We start from the raw sequence: 13,204 nt of genomic DNA, 5'->3' as shown, positions 1-13,204 counted from the left end.
GACTGGATGCACGCGCCTATGAAGCCAACCTCCAGGACAATGTGGAAGGACTGGTGGCGGCGGTCAAAGGGGGGTGGTATCGGGCCAAGCTGGTACTCAGAAGATACATCCCCAAGCTCAACGGGAAGTTGAGGCCATTGGGGATACCGACGGTTCGAGCATAATGCCCTCCTACAATGGAGTTTCGGATTGCGGCTGTGCATGCAGATGTGATGAGGATTTGACCCAGTCGATCAGGCGTGCGTTCTGTTGCTCATCCAAGGTGATCCAGTAAGGGCCGCCAGGTTTGAGCTGACGGACATTCACGTGTCCACGCTCAATCCAGTAGTAGACCACATGACGGCTGACGCCAAAGCGGATCATCACCTCATCGACGGTCAATTCCTCGGTGCGCTTGAGCACGGGCGCCGGAATCTGATGTTGATAGCGCACCCACTGGATCATTGATGCGCGAAAGGTCTTGCCCTTTGGACTCAGGCGGCCTTCTTGATTGAGCTGCTCGGCAATCTGCGCATCGTTTAAGGTGCTGGCCAAGGTTCGAATCTGCTCAACCACCTCGGCCGGGTAGCGGACTTGATCTGCCGCACTCGGCGGCAACACGAGCGCCACCTCCGTGCAGGCGCCGCCTTGCCAGCGCAGATGAAGCACGAGCTGCTTCGGGGCTGACTTCTCTACCGTGATGTCCTTGATCAGTAGGCGCAGCATGCGCTTGCGATCCTTCGCCGTGGTCGTTGGTGCCTGCCACAGACGCGGGACATCCCGCGCCAGTGCCAGCACCTGCGCGCGCTGCTCTGGGGTGGCCACGCGCGCTTGCTCGTGGTGTGCCTGCTCGCCTTGGCATTTCAGCTCGGCGAGCTGTTGCAAGGCCGCGTTCCAGCGCTGCTCCAAGGTCGCCGCCACCAGTCGGTTGGCGGGATCCACCTCCTCATAGCGGCGCTCGGCCAGCTGCGCCTCGTATTCAGCGCGCTCCACGCGCCGCTGCCACTGCTGCCGCAAGGCCGCATCGCGTGTTTCCAGCTCCGCCACTGCAGCCATGGCTAGCTCAAGCTCGACGGGCTGTAGTGCGCTGAACATCTGCTCGGTGACCGCCGCATCGAGCAGATCGCAGCGCACACTGAGACAATCCCGGGTATCGAGCCCATCGCGCCGACGCCAGCTGCAGAGATAGATCGGATACAGGCCGCCGTTGCCGCGATAACGCACCGTCAGCCGCCGGCCGCAGCGGGCACAGAGCAACAGCCCTGGCAGCAGCGCAAGCCCCTCGCGTGCCGGTCCGCTCAAGATCGTCGCCTCCGTACAGGTTCGGTTCTGCGCCAGGCGCTGCTGATTGGCCAGATAATCCTCCCAGCTCAGATAGCCGGGGTGATGATCCTGAATGGTCACCGACCACTGCTCGCGTGGGACCACCTCGGTCTTGGTCTGGATCTGCCCATCGGCGGTTGGCAGGCGTCGATAGCGATAGCGCCCGAAGACATAGGTTCCGGCATAACTTGGATTGCGCAGGATGCCCAAGACACGCGCGTGGGTCAGCCGCCCCCACAGCAGGCGTCCGTTCCACGCGCCGCCATAGGCCCGTTTCGGGAAGCGCAGCCTGGCCCTGGCAAAGCGCTGCACGACGGCATAGGCACTGCCGGTTTCGTGAAACAGCGCAAACACCAGCTCCACCGCTCCACGCACCTCGGCATCCGGATCCAAAACCGTGCGTCCTTCGCTGTCATAGCAAAGTCCAACCGGCAGCGGAAAGCGCAGCTCACCCTTTTCGGCCTTATGACATTTCCCGCCCTGGAGGCGCGCGCGCAAGAAATGCAGCTCCGCCTGCGCCATGGTCCCCTTCAATCCGAGCAGCAGCCCATCGTTGAAGTCCGCCGGATCGTAGCAACCATCCTCGTCGATGACCAAGGTTCGCGTCAGGGCGCAGAGTTCCAAGAGGCGCAGCCAGTCCAGATTCGAGCGCGCCAGGCGCGAGACCTCCAGGGCAAACACCGCACCCACCCGATCCATCGACACCTCGGCGACCAGGGTCTTGAAATCCTCGCGCTGCTGACTCTGGGCACCCGAGCGCCCCAGATCCGCATCCAGAACTCGGATCAGCTCCGCCGGCCAGCCGAGGCTCAGCGCCTTCTCGCGCAGCGCATACTGGCGCTCGGTACTCTCCTGGTGATGGCGCACCTGCGCCATCGTCGATTGGCGGACATAGACATACGCCGGCCGTTGCAGGTGGTGCTGACCGATCGATGCACTCATCGCTCACCTCCGTCGCTGGGCCCAGGGAATCGGCGTCGAGGAGGCTCGACAGCATGTTGGCGATCAGGGTTGCGGCCAGAGCGGTATCGACAACGTCGTCGGTGAGTGAGGGAAGTGGCCGGCTCACCGTGCGTTCCTATAACCGCTCGCGGCGGCGCAACAGCTCGCGGTTGATGGCGCAGATCTCCTCCAGCATCCCGCGCGTGCGCTGATAGTTGGCCAGTGCCGAGCGCACCTGTTCGAGCGCGCCTTGGGGGACATAGTCCATCTGCGGGCGCGCGCCCGAGCGGCTGAGCGAGAGATAGTACTTGGGGCCGTGCCCGCGGCCGGTGGCACACTTGCAGCCGGGTTTGCCGCAGCGCTTGTAGCGCTCGATCAGCGAGCCGCGCAGCAGCCCTTGCGGCGACGGGAGCTCGCGTTCGAGGGCGTGGCGGCGTTGGCGCAGTGTTGCAGAAGCGATGTCTTGCATGCGTATCAGACCATGCAATTAACTGGTCTGATACGAAGCATGGATGGCAACCGTTCATTCGTCAAGGTGCTCCAGGGTGCGGTTCTGTAACACCGTGATCAGCGCTACGAGCTCCACCAGCGGTTCGAGGGCGAGCTTGCCGGCGGACACTGTCAGTCCTGCGCTGGGTTCTGGGGTCCCCCAGTCGGTCCAGTCGCGGGCGATGCTGAAGCTGCCGCGCTCGCCATCGCGAACGATCAGTGTCTCGGTGCCAGCGACTTGGCGGGGCTTGAGAACCTCGAAGCGCTGACCGCGCAACGGGTGGAACGGGTGGGTGATGGTTGCCCATCCCAAACGAGGATTGTCAAACTGTGCAGTTCGCGGTAACCGTCCCGGCAGTGGCAGACAAACTGCTGCAGATTGGAGTCAGTAAAATCTTGGAAGCCATCGACGAAGCCGATTTTCTGGATGGTAGCTATGGATATCGACCGGGACGCGGAGCCTTAGATGCGGTATTCGCGCTGCGCGTGCGCGGCGATTCGATGACCGAGGATCAGATCGAGGACGGCGATCTGATCCTGGTAAAACGCCAAGCAACGGCCACCAATGGCGAGGTCGTCGTCGCCCTGATCGACGGCGAAGCCGCCCCCCCCTAGGCCAATCGTCAATGAAGTGGCACTGGGATCGAACAGTCAGAGCTCGTCGGTGATGCGTAGAAAGCTGGCGAAGCGCGGCCGGTCGAACTTGGTGCGGCCGTGGTACTTGAAAGTGACGAGGCTGCCGATCGGTGGCGGATTGGCACGCTCGGCATCGCTGAAGCCGCTGCCGAGCTTGAATTGGGTGCCGTCGGGCTCTTCGACCAGCATCGAGCCGAGCATCCCGGCGTACTTGCCTTGGCCCGGTAGGTGCTCGAGCACGATTGCTTCGCCTTCCAGATAGGGTTTGACCTTTAGGAGATCGGCGTTGCGCCCGGCTTGATACTGGGCATCGCGGTGATGCAGCATCAGTCCCTCAGCGCCCGCCGCAACGATCTCGTCGAGCCGCGCTTGCAGGCTCTCATGATCCGCGATCGGATGCTGATGAGCGAGTTGCAGCCTGCTGTTGGGTGCCTGTTCGAGCAGGCGCTCGAGGGTTGCGAATCGATCCTCGAAGCGGCCTTGGTGCGCGGGTAGGTCGAAGACGACATAGCGCACCTGCTGCCAGGCCTCGATGTCCGGCTCGAGGGTGCGCACCGTGCCGGAGAGGCGGGCGAAGGTGCCGCGTCCCATCCAGAGCTCGCCGTCTAAGGAATGCTCGGGAAAGCCGGCGGTGAACCCGGCCGGAGCGTTGATGATCAGGCCACCTCGGGTGATCAGCCGACGCCCATCCCAAAGCGCCCGCACGCCGTCGAACTTCTCGCTGACCAGATAACCGGCGAGATCAATACCCGGCTCATAGACCAGGGCAAGCGCCAGATCCGGGGGCGCGGTGCGCAGCGCTGAGGCGAGATCCTGATGCTCGCCGTCGAGGTTTTCAGCGGACGTCGGCTGCACGGAATCCAGGGCCATGCCGGATGAGCTGGCGAAGGCCATCGGCATGCGCAGGCCGGTCAGCAGTAACAGCGGCAAGCTGAATCGTTGCAGGAAGGTCGGAGGCATGGCGAGCACCCAAATCGGCAGGAATAGACCTGCCACTCTATCCGAAGCAACGGCCGTTGCAAGTTGTGGGTCTCGAGCAGCTTGGCGTGATGGAGGTCTTGATAGGGGCTTGCTAGAGGCCTGAAAGGGGCCTGATGGATGCCTGATGGATGCCTGATAGAGGGCTGATGGATGCCTTGATGAAAGCCCTGATGGCGGATACGGGCGTCGCTCATTGCAGCGGCGGTTTGTCGAGTCTTGAGGACGTGGTTCTCGTCGGCAGGGAACGCTGAAGGACCAACGCGGCATCTCTGCTATGATCGCGTGTCGTGCAGTGATCCACTGCACGGTGGCGGCGATGGCAAAGGACGAACAGCAGCGATGGGCGAACCCTTGTTCACGAAGCGACGAGCACGATTAGCCAGATGTGGGCCTCGGCAGCGGGTGCCTGTGGTGGATTCGGCTCGACTCTTCGGCGTGCTCCTGACCGTGGCTGTTAGCAGCGCACAGGCGCAGACCGAGACGAAGACCGATGACGCCAAGCTGCAAGACCTGATGGCCCTGCTCGAGCAGGAGACTGAGCTGGCAACGCGCAGCGGGATGAACGCCGATTTCGTGCCTGGCATGGCGACCATCCTGATCGGTGAGGATCTGATGGCGCGCGGGGTGCGCAACGTCGGCGAAGCACTGACGCTGGTGCCAGGGATCAGCCAGGGGCTGGAGATGACCGGCGAGCGCCAGATCCTGAGTCGTGGCATCGGTTACGGTTATGCCTCGGGCAACCTCAAGGTCTTGCTCGATGGCGTGTCGATGAACTCGACCCTTTACGCCACTGCCAACCCGGTCCTCAATATCCCGATCGAGCAGGTCGAGCGCATCGAAGTGATTCGCGGCCCTGGGGCCTCGGTCCATGGCGAGTACGCCTTTGCTGGCGTCATCGACGTCATCACCCGCAAGCGCCAGCGCAACCTCAGCGCACAGGCGATGGACGGGGCCGACCATGGCGGCGGCGGGATCTGGTACTGGCAAGACCCCGAGCGCGACCTTAGCGCCTCATTCAATGTGCTCGGTTTAGACGGTGATGGCGGTGTCGATGTCGACGGGGACGCACTCCATGCGCTCGGCCAACCAGCGCTGTCGCATGCACCTGGCCCGTCCAACGAGACCCATCGCTATCGAGCGTTGTTCGGTCATTTGCATTGGGGGGATTTCTTTGCCGCCGTCAAGGTCCTCGATGATGACTATGGCGACTACTTCGGCATCAATCATTTCTTGCCCCCCGACAAGGATCAGCTGGCCTCACGTCAGGGCTATTATTCGCTTCAACTCGGCGCCAACCTGCAGCTGGGCGAGCGACTGAGTACGCGGCTGCGCTTAGAGGCGTTGCGCTACCAGCGCGACCGTGACGACCTTTTCGTCTTTCCACCCGGCTATCTCATCGATGACTCGGTCACCATGAGTCAGGACTACCAAGAGACCCGCTACCTGGCCGCCGCGGACATCCACTGGCGACCGAACGAGCGCCATCAGGTCCTGTTCGGGCTGGAGGCGAGCCAGGTCGAGGTCGATGAGGCGACTTGGGAATGGCCAGAAAGCTTCGCCATCGACTATCCCTGGCTCGACGATAGCCGCAACCGGCGTGTGTTGAGCCTGATCGCCCAGGATGAGTATCGGATCAGCGATCGCGTCACCCTGACCGGCGCCTTGCGCGTCGACGACTACAGCGATGCGGATACCTATCTCAGTCCAAGACTCGCCGCGGTCTGGCGCATCAACAGCGAGCATATCCTCAAGCTGCAGTTTGCCCAGGCGTTTCGGCCGCCGACCTTCTATGAACTCGAGTATCCGGCTGATGGGCGCGGGTTGGAAGCTGGTGAGATTGCGACCTATGAGCTGGGCTATGTCTTGCGCAAGCCGAATTGGAAGGGGCGGGTCATCCTGTTCCAGTCCGACCTGACCAATCAAATCATTTTTGGCGATCAGAATAGCGGCTACATCAACAGCGCTGATGCCCGATTGCGGGGTATCGAGCTTGAGTACGAGCAACGCCTTGGCGCTCATCTCCGGTTTGATGCCAATCTCTCCTTCGTCGACAGCCACGACTTCGGCACTGGCCGTCCCTTGCCGGGCGGCACCGACTTGCTCGGCAATCTGGCGCTGCTGTGGCGTCCGCTCGAGCCCTGGACGGCTGCACTCCAGTTGAGCTACGTCGGCGAGCGCGAGCGTCGGGTTGGTGATGAGCGCGCTCCGTTAGACGCCTATACCACGGCCGATCTGACGCTGAGCTATAGCAGCGCCTCGGAGTCCGGCCTCTATGCCCATCTTGGCGTGAAGAACCTGACCGATGCCGACGTCCGCTATCCGGAGCAGTATGCGAGCTTCGCTGGGGTGCCCCTGACCTATGTGGATGACTATCCGCGTCCCGGACGGCGCTGGTGGCTCTCTGTGGGCTATGCCTTTTGATGACAAGATCGATTCAGCACGCCGGTTGCGGTCGGCAGTTCGGGGCGCTGTCTTGCCTCCTGCTCCTTTGGCTCTCTTCGGCCTGGGCGCTGCCCTTATGGCAGGAAGAACTGCAGCGCTTGCGGGTCGGCCTGAATCTGTTTCCCGCGGTGTTGGGGGCCCAGGAGCAGTTGTCGGCTCAGCGCAATGCTGATGGAGTGCTCGAGATTGTCATCGTCTATCGCTCGACGGACAAAGCGGCTCAGCAGGCGGTTGCCTCGCTCGAGGCGCTTGATCAGGTGCAAGGACATCCGTTGCGGGTCAGCGTCGTGCCGATCGAGCAACTCGAGCCCAATCGCGAGCCCCCGCTTGCGGCGATCTTCGTGGCCAGCTCTGGGCTTGAGCCGGATCTGCTGCGCCGGCTCTCAGAGCGGCATCAGGTCTTGGTCTTCTCGCCATTCGAGGGTGATGTCAGCGCCGGTGCAGTGGCGGGTATCCATGTCGCTGACCGCATCCTGCCATCGATCAACCTTGCTCAGGCCCGTCGCGCTGGCCTGAGCTTCAAGCCGTTCTTCCTAAGGGTCGCGCATCATGCCGAGTGACTCCAGGTTCAGCGGTGGAGCGATCCGCTCGTTTCGTTTCGAGCGCAATCTCGCGCTCATCTTTGCCCTGCTTGGCGTCCTGCTCGAGGCGCTCATTGCTGGCTATTGGCTGCTGGTCTTGGAGCCGGCGCTGCGTGATGATGCGGAGAGTCGGGCGCATGCGCTCGCGCAGGCACAGGCGCGCGGGATCGAGGTGCTGCTGGTCCGTGACTTGCCTGCTGAGCAACTCTTGAATGCGTTGGAGACGCGGCTCGATGCCATCTTGTTGATCAAGGAGGATGAGAGTGGGCAGGCGCTGACCAACCAGATTCGGCTCGAGCTCGACCCTGACCGGGTCAACCTGCCACTGGAGGCCATGAGCCTGCGGCGCGGCGGCACCGACTGCTCGGGCTGCTTCGTCACCGAGGTGCCGCTCTACCATCCGCAAGACTATGCGCTCATCGGCGTGGCGACTTTCTACGCCAACACCCGCTCGCTGGAGACGTTGCTGGCCGATGTCCGGACCAATCTGCTGATTGCCGGTGGCCTCATCCTGCTGTTCATCGTCGTCGCCTGGGGTGGTGTCGCCAGGCTGTTGCGCCGCTTGCGCGAGAGCGAGAGCAATTTGAGCAATCTGCTCGAGGTGGTGCCGTTCCCGATCCTGCAGCTGCAGGCCGATGGCTCGAGCATCCAACGCGCCAATCAGGCGGCGATGCAGTATCTCGGATTGGCGTCCGATGGGAGTGGGCGGCTCGATAGCCTGACCTGGCAGGCGATGCTCGCCGATGGTCTCCTGGCCGCGGCCGATCTGCAGCGTGAGGTTCAGATCAGTACCCCGCAGGGTGATCTGCGCTGGGCGATGGTCTCAGTGAGCCAAGTGCTGCTCTCTGGCGTTGCCCATCGGCTGATCTCACTGGTCGATGTCTCCGAGCTCAAGGCCACCCAGCGGCGTTTGCATCAGGCGGCCAATACCGATGCGTTGACCAAGATCTATAACCGCCGCTATCTGTTTGCGCGTCTCTCCGAGAGCATCGAGCGCGCCGATCGGGAAGGCTCTGGGCTGTCAGTGATCCTGTTCGACCTAGACCATTTCAAGCAGATCAATGACAGCTTTGGCCATGCCATTGGCGATCAGGTACTGGTGCGTGTCGCCGAGCTCATGCGCCAGTGCGTGCGTGAATCGGATATCTGCGGGCGTTATGGCGGCGAGGAGTTTTTGGTCATTCTGCCGTCGGCACCTGTCTCGGTCGCGTTCGATATCGCCGAACGTCTGCGCACCAAGATTGAGGCTGAGCAGTGGCCCCGGCCCGAGCTTCGCGTCAACATCAGCGGTGGTGTCGCCGCGTATGCCGGCTCCACCATCGATGTGCTGCTCGAGACCGCCGACCGACTCCTCTATCAGGCCAAGCGCGCAGGCCGTAATCAGATCATTGCTGAGCACTGAAACCAACACCCTGAGGAGGCATGCCGTGACGACCGGTCCACGTCAGATCGTGACCCCCTATCGGCCGATTCCGCTCTCGGTGCCCGAAGGGATGAAGCCGAACGAGTTCTTCAACAGCACCGAGAACCTCAACGACCTGGCCCATAACAACGGGCTGCTGCGCAATCCCGAGAACCTGCTGCTCTATCGCAAGGCGCTGGGTCACAGCAACGCGTTTGACGCCTCGATCATCTACGACACCTCGCGGGTGATCCTCGATCCACTCGGCCGGCCGGTGCGGCGTACCCAGGTGCCGGATCAGGTCAAGCGGGTCTGGAACCGGATGAACCAGATCATCATCCGCTACATGGCCGAGCACTACCCAGACCCGGAGCAGGCGTTGATTTTGGCCGGGGAGGCGAGCCTGGACGCGACCTGGTCGCTCACCGCGCCCGGGGTGCCGAGCATCCGCATGCTGCACAACCACTTCATCGTCTTCCCGATGGACCAGCTGCGCCAGGCCAAGCTCGCCGACCCGGACAACCCCAACCTCACCGACGGCGGGCAGCACTGCCTATTCCAGGCGCACATGAAGGAGGTCTACCGCGCCTTCTTCGAGCGCGCCCTCGATCTTGAGATCCTGCAGCCGGCGAGCCAGAGCAGCTCGCAGCTCTCGCTGACCGGGTATCCGCAGGGGCTGCCCTGTTGGGAGATTCAGGGTGGGGTCGAGGCGCTTGAGGATGTCCGCTTCTGGCGCGAATACGATCTGATCCTGATGGGCTTCCTGGACTTCTACCGGACCTTCTTCTCGCAGGTCTCGACCCGCAACGCGCCGATGCCGGAGGGCGCCTATTTCCCGGATGCGGTGGACAGCGTGCTGCTATTCGACAACGCCTTCCTGGCCACGGCCAAGCGGGTGCGAGACCAGTGCATCCGCGATGCCCAGTACGCCAACGCCATCCGCTGGCAGCCAGCCTTCAAACAGATCATCTACCGCAACGACGAGGGCCGTCTGCTGGTGACCATCAGCCAAAACTCGATTGGCAATGCCATCACCGAGCTGCTCGGGGTTGTGGTCAAGCGTGAGCCCGATGCCGCTGCCTATGCAGCGTTCGAGCCGCGCCTGCTGGAGCACCTGCTGGCGGTGCGTGCGCGACTGATCGAGGCCGATCTGGGCGAGCCCATCGCGACCGACCATTGGCCGGGATGATCGGGCACACTCCGCCCAAGATTGGGAGTCGGCGGTGTAGACCAGCTCCCAGCCTTTCGGATTCCAGCGTCCTCCGTAGCGCCGGGCGCCTTCACCGCTGAAGGCCGTCTGGGCAAAGCGGGCGGTGGTGATCCGCCACACAGTCCGCATCAGGCAAACACCCCGTGCTCAATGCGGCCCAGGGTGTCCAGCACGCTGTCGGCACCGATCTCAGTGTCAAGCAGCGACAGCGGGGTGACGCCGCCGACTGAGGCATTTGGACTTTGTAGCCAGTTCAGTGCGCTGTTGGCATCTTCGAAGACCGTCTCGGCACGCGCGACCACGCGGACAAAGCGCACCAATTTGGCTGACTCTTCGGGCGACAAGGCACCTTCACGCTTGCGCCTGGCCAGTGTGCGCTCAGGAATGGCGAGGGCATGCGCCAACTCAGTCTGCGTGATGCCTGTGATGCGAACCACCGCGTCGACACAGGCGGATGGCAGGCCCTGGCGTACCAAGGGTATCCAGTCCATGACCACCCGTGGCTGGGCATGCAGCACGCCTTCGCCACCGAGCAAGGTCACTGCCGACACAAAAGGGGACTCCAGGCTGGCGGTTGTCATGGGTGCCTCCAGTGAAAACAAAGCGCCTGCAGTCACTCGACAAGCTCAAGCGATTCCACCCAGAGATAGCGGGTGCCTGTCGCGTTTCGATCGACCTCGGCAACCAGCCGCACCTTGGTGTCGGGTCCGATCTTGCGGTTTCGCCAGACCGGAGTTTCGATCTCGACCCGAATCTCGCCTGTTTGATCGCGGAAGCGGTAATAGTCCTCCCGTTGCTGGGCAACGATGTTGCCGGTCAGGGTCACATAGGTGCCGATGCGGGCATTTCTCGCCTGCTCGACCGTGCTTGCCTCACCTGACGCAGAGGGTCCGGTGAACTGGGCTAGTGTCGTCGAAGACAGAAAGAGGAGACAGAGTGCCAAGATCAGCGCCAAGAACAGAGGGTGTTTCATTTCAGGATCTCTTTGTCACGGTTTACGAGTCGTTATCGGTTGCAAGATAGTGGCGCTGCGAGGAAATCTGAACGTCTAGCTCCGGCCCTTTCGGCACGATGCCGGTCGGATTGATCTGTTTGTGGCTGCCGTAGTAGTGCAGTTTGATGTGGTCCATGTTGACCGTCTCGGCGATGCCGGGCACCTGGTAGAGCTCGCGGGTATAGGCCCAGAGATTCGGATAGTCGATGAGGCGCTGGCGGTTGCACTTGAAGTGGCCGTGATAGACCGGGTCGAAGCGCACCAGGGTCGTGAATAGGCGCCAATCGGCCTCGGTGATGCGATCGCCGACCAGATAGCGCTGCGTCGCCAGCCTTTCCTCTAATTGGTCGAGGGTCGCAAAGAGCTTGTCGAAGGCGTCTTCATAGGCGGCTTGGGTGGTGGCGAAGCCGGCCCGGTAGACGCCGTTGTTGATGTTGTCGTAGACCAGCGCATTGATCGCGTCGATCTCGGCGCGCAGCTCGACCGGATAGAGATCAAGCTCAGCGTTGCCCCAAGCGTCAAAGGCGCTGTTGAGCATGCGGATGATCTCGGCGGACTCGTTGTTGACGATGGTCTGGCGCTGCTTGTCGTAGAGCACCGGCACGGTCACGACGCCATCGAAGTCAGAGGCGCTGTGCTGGTAGAGTTGCTGCAGCTTGTCGAAGCCGTGCACATGGTCCGGTGTCGCGCCTGGATACTCGCCGAAGACCCAGCTCTCGGCCGGCATCAGCGGATGCACCACCGAGACGCTGATCAGCTCCTCGAGCCTTTTGAGGGCGCGGACGATCAGGGTGCGATGCGCCCAGGGGCAGGCGTGGGAGACGTAGAGGTGATAACGGTCCGGCTCGGCTGGGAAGCCGCCTTCGCCGGAGGGGCCAGGGCTGCCATCTGGCGTTACCCAGTGGCGAAAGCCGGATTCCCAACGGATGAATTCGCCGTTGTCTGTATGGTGCATGCAGGCTCCTGATGACAATGATCTAAAGACTTGGACTCAGGTGAGCATTCGATAGGCGAAACGCTTGGACGCTTGGGCCGTTGGATTGTTGCCGTGAAGCAAGCGCTTCATCGACTGGGCGGCGATGCGCTATATCCCTTAACATCATTTTCGCGCGATTCATCTGCCGGGGTGGCGCGGCGCCATGAGCGTTAGACCGGTGCGGACAGGCAGGAGCAAGGTGGATTCCGGGTTACACTTCACCCCTTTGCCGCTTAGCCCGCTAATACGCCGAGTGGTTGCCCCTTTCTGGAGACCTCCATCATGGCCGACAATTTTCGCCTCGTGACCCGTAGTGATTTCGACGGCCTGGTCTGCGCCGTCCTGCTCAAGGAGCTGGATTTGGTGGACGAGATCAGCTTCGTCCACCCCAAGGACATGCAGGATGGCGTGATCGAGATCACCGACCGCGACATCACCACAAACCTACCCTATGTGGAGGGCGTTCACCTCGCCTTCGACCACCATGCCAGCGAGATCGAGCGCGCCGGCGGTCAGCGCCGGGAGAACCACATCATCGACCCCAAGGCGCCCTCGGCGGCGCGCGTCGTCTACGACTACTACGGCGGCAAGGAGCGCTTTCCTCGGGTCAGTGAGGCGATGATGGCGGCTGTGGACAAGAGCGACTCCGCCGACTTCAGCCGCGACGAGATCCTCGACCCCCAGGGCTGGGTGCTGCTGAACTTTCTGATGGACGCGCGCACCGGCCTAGGGCGGTTCCGCGAGTTCACCATCTCTAACTATCAGCTGATGATGCAGCTGATCGACTACTGTCGCGACCACGAGATCGATCAGATCCTGGACTTGCCGCATGTGATGGAGCGCTGCGAACTCTACTTCGATCACCAAGACGAGGCGCGCGCGCAGCTCGAGCGCGTCTCTACTTTGCACGGCAACCTGATCGAGGTCGATCTGCGTGACCAAGACCCGATCTGGGCCACCAACCGCTTCGTCATCTATGCGCTCTATCCGCAGGCCAACATCTCCATGCACGTGATGTGGGGACGGCAGCAGCAGAACACGGTGTTCGCGGTTGGCAAGTCGATCCTCGATCGCAGTTCAAAGACCAACATCGGCAGCCTGATGCTGGAATACGGCGGCGGTGGTCATCATGCCGCTGGCACCTGCCAAGTCGACAATGACCAGGCTGTGCGGGTGCGCGAGGAGCTCATCGGGCGCATTACCGCCGACGGTTGACCATGGCTATTGCGGCGCGTCCTCCGGCGGGCTG

General features: G+C 62.4%; 13 protein-coding genes and 1 pseudogene. 6 read left to right on the top strand and 8 right to left on the bottom strand.

The window, feature by feature from the left end; translation table 11 throughout:
- Positions 1 to 171: 171 nt before the first annotated feature.
- The 3 genes from CKO42_RS21285 to CKO42_RS21275 form a co-directional block, all read right to left on the bottom strand.
- Positions 172 to 2,244 carry a recombinase family protein gene (locus CKO42_RS21285; protein ID WP_200248578.1) on the bottom strand — a complete coding sequence of 691 codons (2,073 nt, stop codon included), beginning with the start codon at positions 2,242 to 2,244 and terminating at the stop codon, positions 172 to 174.
- A 136-nt stretch (positions 2,245 to 2,380) separates the two neighbouring features.
- Positions 2,381 to 2,713 (bottom strand): DUF6788 family protein, encoded by a 333-nt coding sequence (locus tag CKO42_RS21280; protein WP_200248576.1) that lies wholly within the window; start codon positions 2,711 to 2,713, stop codon positions 2,381 to 2,383.
- 54 nt (positions 2,714 to 2,767) lie between these two features.
- Positions 2,768 to 3,046: a DUF5372 family protein gene (locus CKO42_RS21275; protein WP_200248573.1), complete on the bottom strand. Its 279-nt coding sequence runs from the start codon at positions 3,044 to 3,046 to the stop codon at positions 2,768 to 2,770.
- A gap of 83 nt (positions 3,047 to 3,129) precedes the next feature.
- Here CKO42_RS21275 and CKO42_RS27545 point away from each other — a divergent pair, with 83 nt between their 5' ends.
- On the top strand, positions 3,130 to 3,348 hold the full coding sequence (locus CKO42_RS27545) for a LexA family protein (RefSeq protein WP_242479588.1): 219 nt from the start codon (positions 3,130 to 3,132) through the stop codon (positions 3,346 to 3,348).
- Between the two features lie 36 nt (positions 3,349 to 3,384).
- Here CKO42_RS27545 and CKO42_RS21265 read toward each other — a convergent pair whose 3' ends face one another.
- Positions 3,385 to 4,365 (bottom strand): DNA ligase, encoded by a 981-nt coding sequence (locus CKO42_RS21265; RefSeq protein WP_338034969.1) that lies wholly within the window; start codon positions 4,363 to 4,365, stop codon positions 3,385 to 3,387.
- 396 nt (positions 4,366 to 4,761) lie between these two features.
- Here CKO42_RS21265 and CKO42_RS21260 point away from each other — a divergent pair, with 396 nt between their 5' ends.
- The 4 genes from CKO42_RS21260 to CKO42_RS21245 are packed head-to-tail and all read left to right on the top strand — an operon-like array spanning position 4,762 to position 9,964.
- Entirely contained in the window at positions 4,762 to 6,771 is a 2,010-nt protein-coding gene (locus tag CKO42_RS21260; RefSeq protein WP_338034968.1) for a TonB-dependent receptor plug domain-containing protein, read from the top strand.
- Positions 6,771 to 7,352 (top strand): YfiR/HmsC family protein, encoded by a 582-nt coding sequence (locus CKO42_RS21255; protein ID WP_200248560.1) that lies wholly within the window; start codon positions 6,771 to 6,773, stop codon positions 7,350 to 7,352. The genes CKO42_RS21260 and CKO42_RS21255 overlap by 1 nt, the downstream gene beginning before the upstream one ends.
- Positions 7,342 to 8,775 carry a GGDEF domain-containing protein gene (locus CKO42_RS21250; RefSeq protein WP_200248557.1) on the top strand — a complete coding sequence of 478 codons (1,434 nt, stop codon included), beginning with the start codon at positions 7,342 to 7,344 and terminating at the stop codon, positions 8,773 to 8,775. Before CKO42_RS21255 ends, CKO42_RS21250 begins: the two co-directional genes overlap by 11 nt.
- Before the next feature lie 25 nt (positions 8,776 to 8,800).
- Positions 8,801 to 9,964 (top strand): hypothetical protein, encoded by a 1,164-nt coding sequence (locus tag CKO42_RS21245; protein WP_200248545.1) that lies wholly within the window; start codon positions 8,801 to 8,803, stop codon positions 9,962 to 9,964.
- 21 nt (positions 9,965 to 9,985) lie between these two features.
- On the opposite strand, the pseudogene CKO42_RS21240 reads toward CKO42_RS21245, so the two are convergent.
- The 4 genes and pseudogenes from CKO42_RS21240 to CKO42_RS21225 all read right to left on the bottom strand — a co-directional run.
- A pseudogene (locus CKO42_RS21240) lies at positions 9,986 to 10,114 on the bottom strand (RES family NAD+ phosphorylase); the annotation flags it as partial.
- Positions 10,114 to 10,566: a type II RES/Xre toxin-antitoxin system antitoxin gene (parS, locus tag CKO42_RS21235; protein ID WP_200248541.1), complete on the bottom strand. Its 453-nt coding sequence runs from the start codon at positions 10,564 to 10,566 to the stop codon at positions 10,114 to 10,116. The pseudogene CKO42_RS21240 and the gene parS, both read right to left, overlap by 1 nt.
- A gap of 32 nt (positions 10,567 to 10,598) precedes the next feature.
- Positions 10,599 to 10,958, bottom strand: a complete 360-nt coding sequence (locus CKO42_RS21230; protein WP_200248536.1) for a NirD/YgiW/YdeI family stress tolerance protein — start codon at positions 10,956 to 10,958, stop codon at positions 10,599 to 10,601.
- 22 nt (positions 10,959 to 10,980) lie between these two features.
- The gene (locus tag CKO42_RS21225) at positions 10,981 to 11,934 is read right to left on the bottom strand and encodes a glutathione S-transferase family protein (protein WP_200248531.1); all 954 of its coding nucleotides are present in this window, start codon (positions 11,932 to 11,934) and stop codon (positions 10,981 to 10,983) included.
- A gap of 303 nt (positions 11,935 to 12,237) precedes the next feature.
- On the opposite strand from CKO42_RS21225, the gene CKO42_RS21220 reads away from it, so the two are divergent.
- Positions 12,238 to 13,170: an exopolyphosphatase gene (locus CKO42_RS21220; protein ID WP_200248526.1), complete on the top strand. Its 933-nt coding sequence runs from the start codon at positions 12,238 to 12,240 to the stop codon at positions 13,168 to 13,170.
- Positions 13,171 to 13,204 lie beyond the last annotated feature (34 nt).

It is taken from the genome of Lamprobacter modestohalophilus, assembly GCF_016583905.1.
GTDB classification, from domain to species: domain Bacteria; phylum Pseudomonadota; class Gammaproteobacteria; order Chromatiales; family Chromatiaceae; genus Lamprobacter; species Lamprobacter modestohalophilus.
Note: the sequence above shows the minus strand (reverse complement) of the source record. Positions and strands in the feature narration are given on the sequence as shown.

Excerpts from the sequence above, each read along its gene's own strand:
- CKO42_RS21230 (WP_200248536.1), bottom strand. The coding sequence starts at position 10,958 with ATGAAACACCCTCTGTTCTTGGCGCTGATCTTGGCACTCTGTCTCCTC.
- CKO42_RS21225 (WP_200248531.1), bottom strand. The coding sequence starts at position 11,934 with ATGCACCATACAGACAACGGCGAATTCATCCGTTGGGAATCCGGCTTT.
- CKO42_RS21250 (WP_200248557.1), top strand. The coding sequence starts at position 7,342 with ATGCCGAGTGACTCCAGGTTCAGCGGTGGAGCGATCCGCTCGTTTCGT.
- parS (WP_200248541.1), bottom strand. The coding sequence starts at position 10,566 with ATGACAACCGCCAGCCTGGAGTCCCCTTTTGTGTCGGCAGTGACCTTG.
- CKO42_RS21280 (WP_200248576.1), bottom strand. The coding sequence starts at position 2,713 with ATGCAAGACATCGCTTCTGCAACACTGCGCCAACGCCGCCACGCCCTC.
- CKO42_RS21220 (WP_200248526.1), top strand. The coding sequence starts at position 12,238 with ATGGCCGACAATTTTCGCCTCGTGACCCGTAGTGATTTCGACGGCCTG.
- CKO42_RS21255 (WP_200248560.1), top strand. The coding sequence starts at position 6,771 with ATGACAAGATCGATTCAGCACGCCGGTTGCGGTCGGCAGTTCGGGGCG.
- CKO42_RS21285 (WP_200248578.1), bottom strand. The coding sequence starts at position 2,244 with ATGAGTGCATCGATCGGTCAGCACCACCTGCAACGGCCGGCGTATGTC.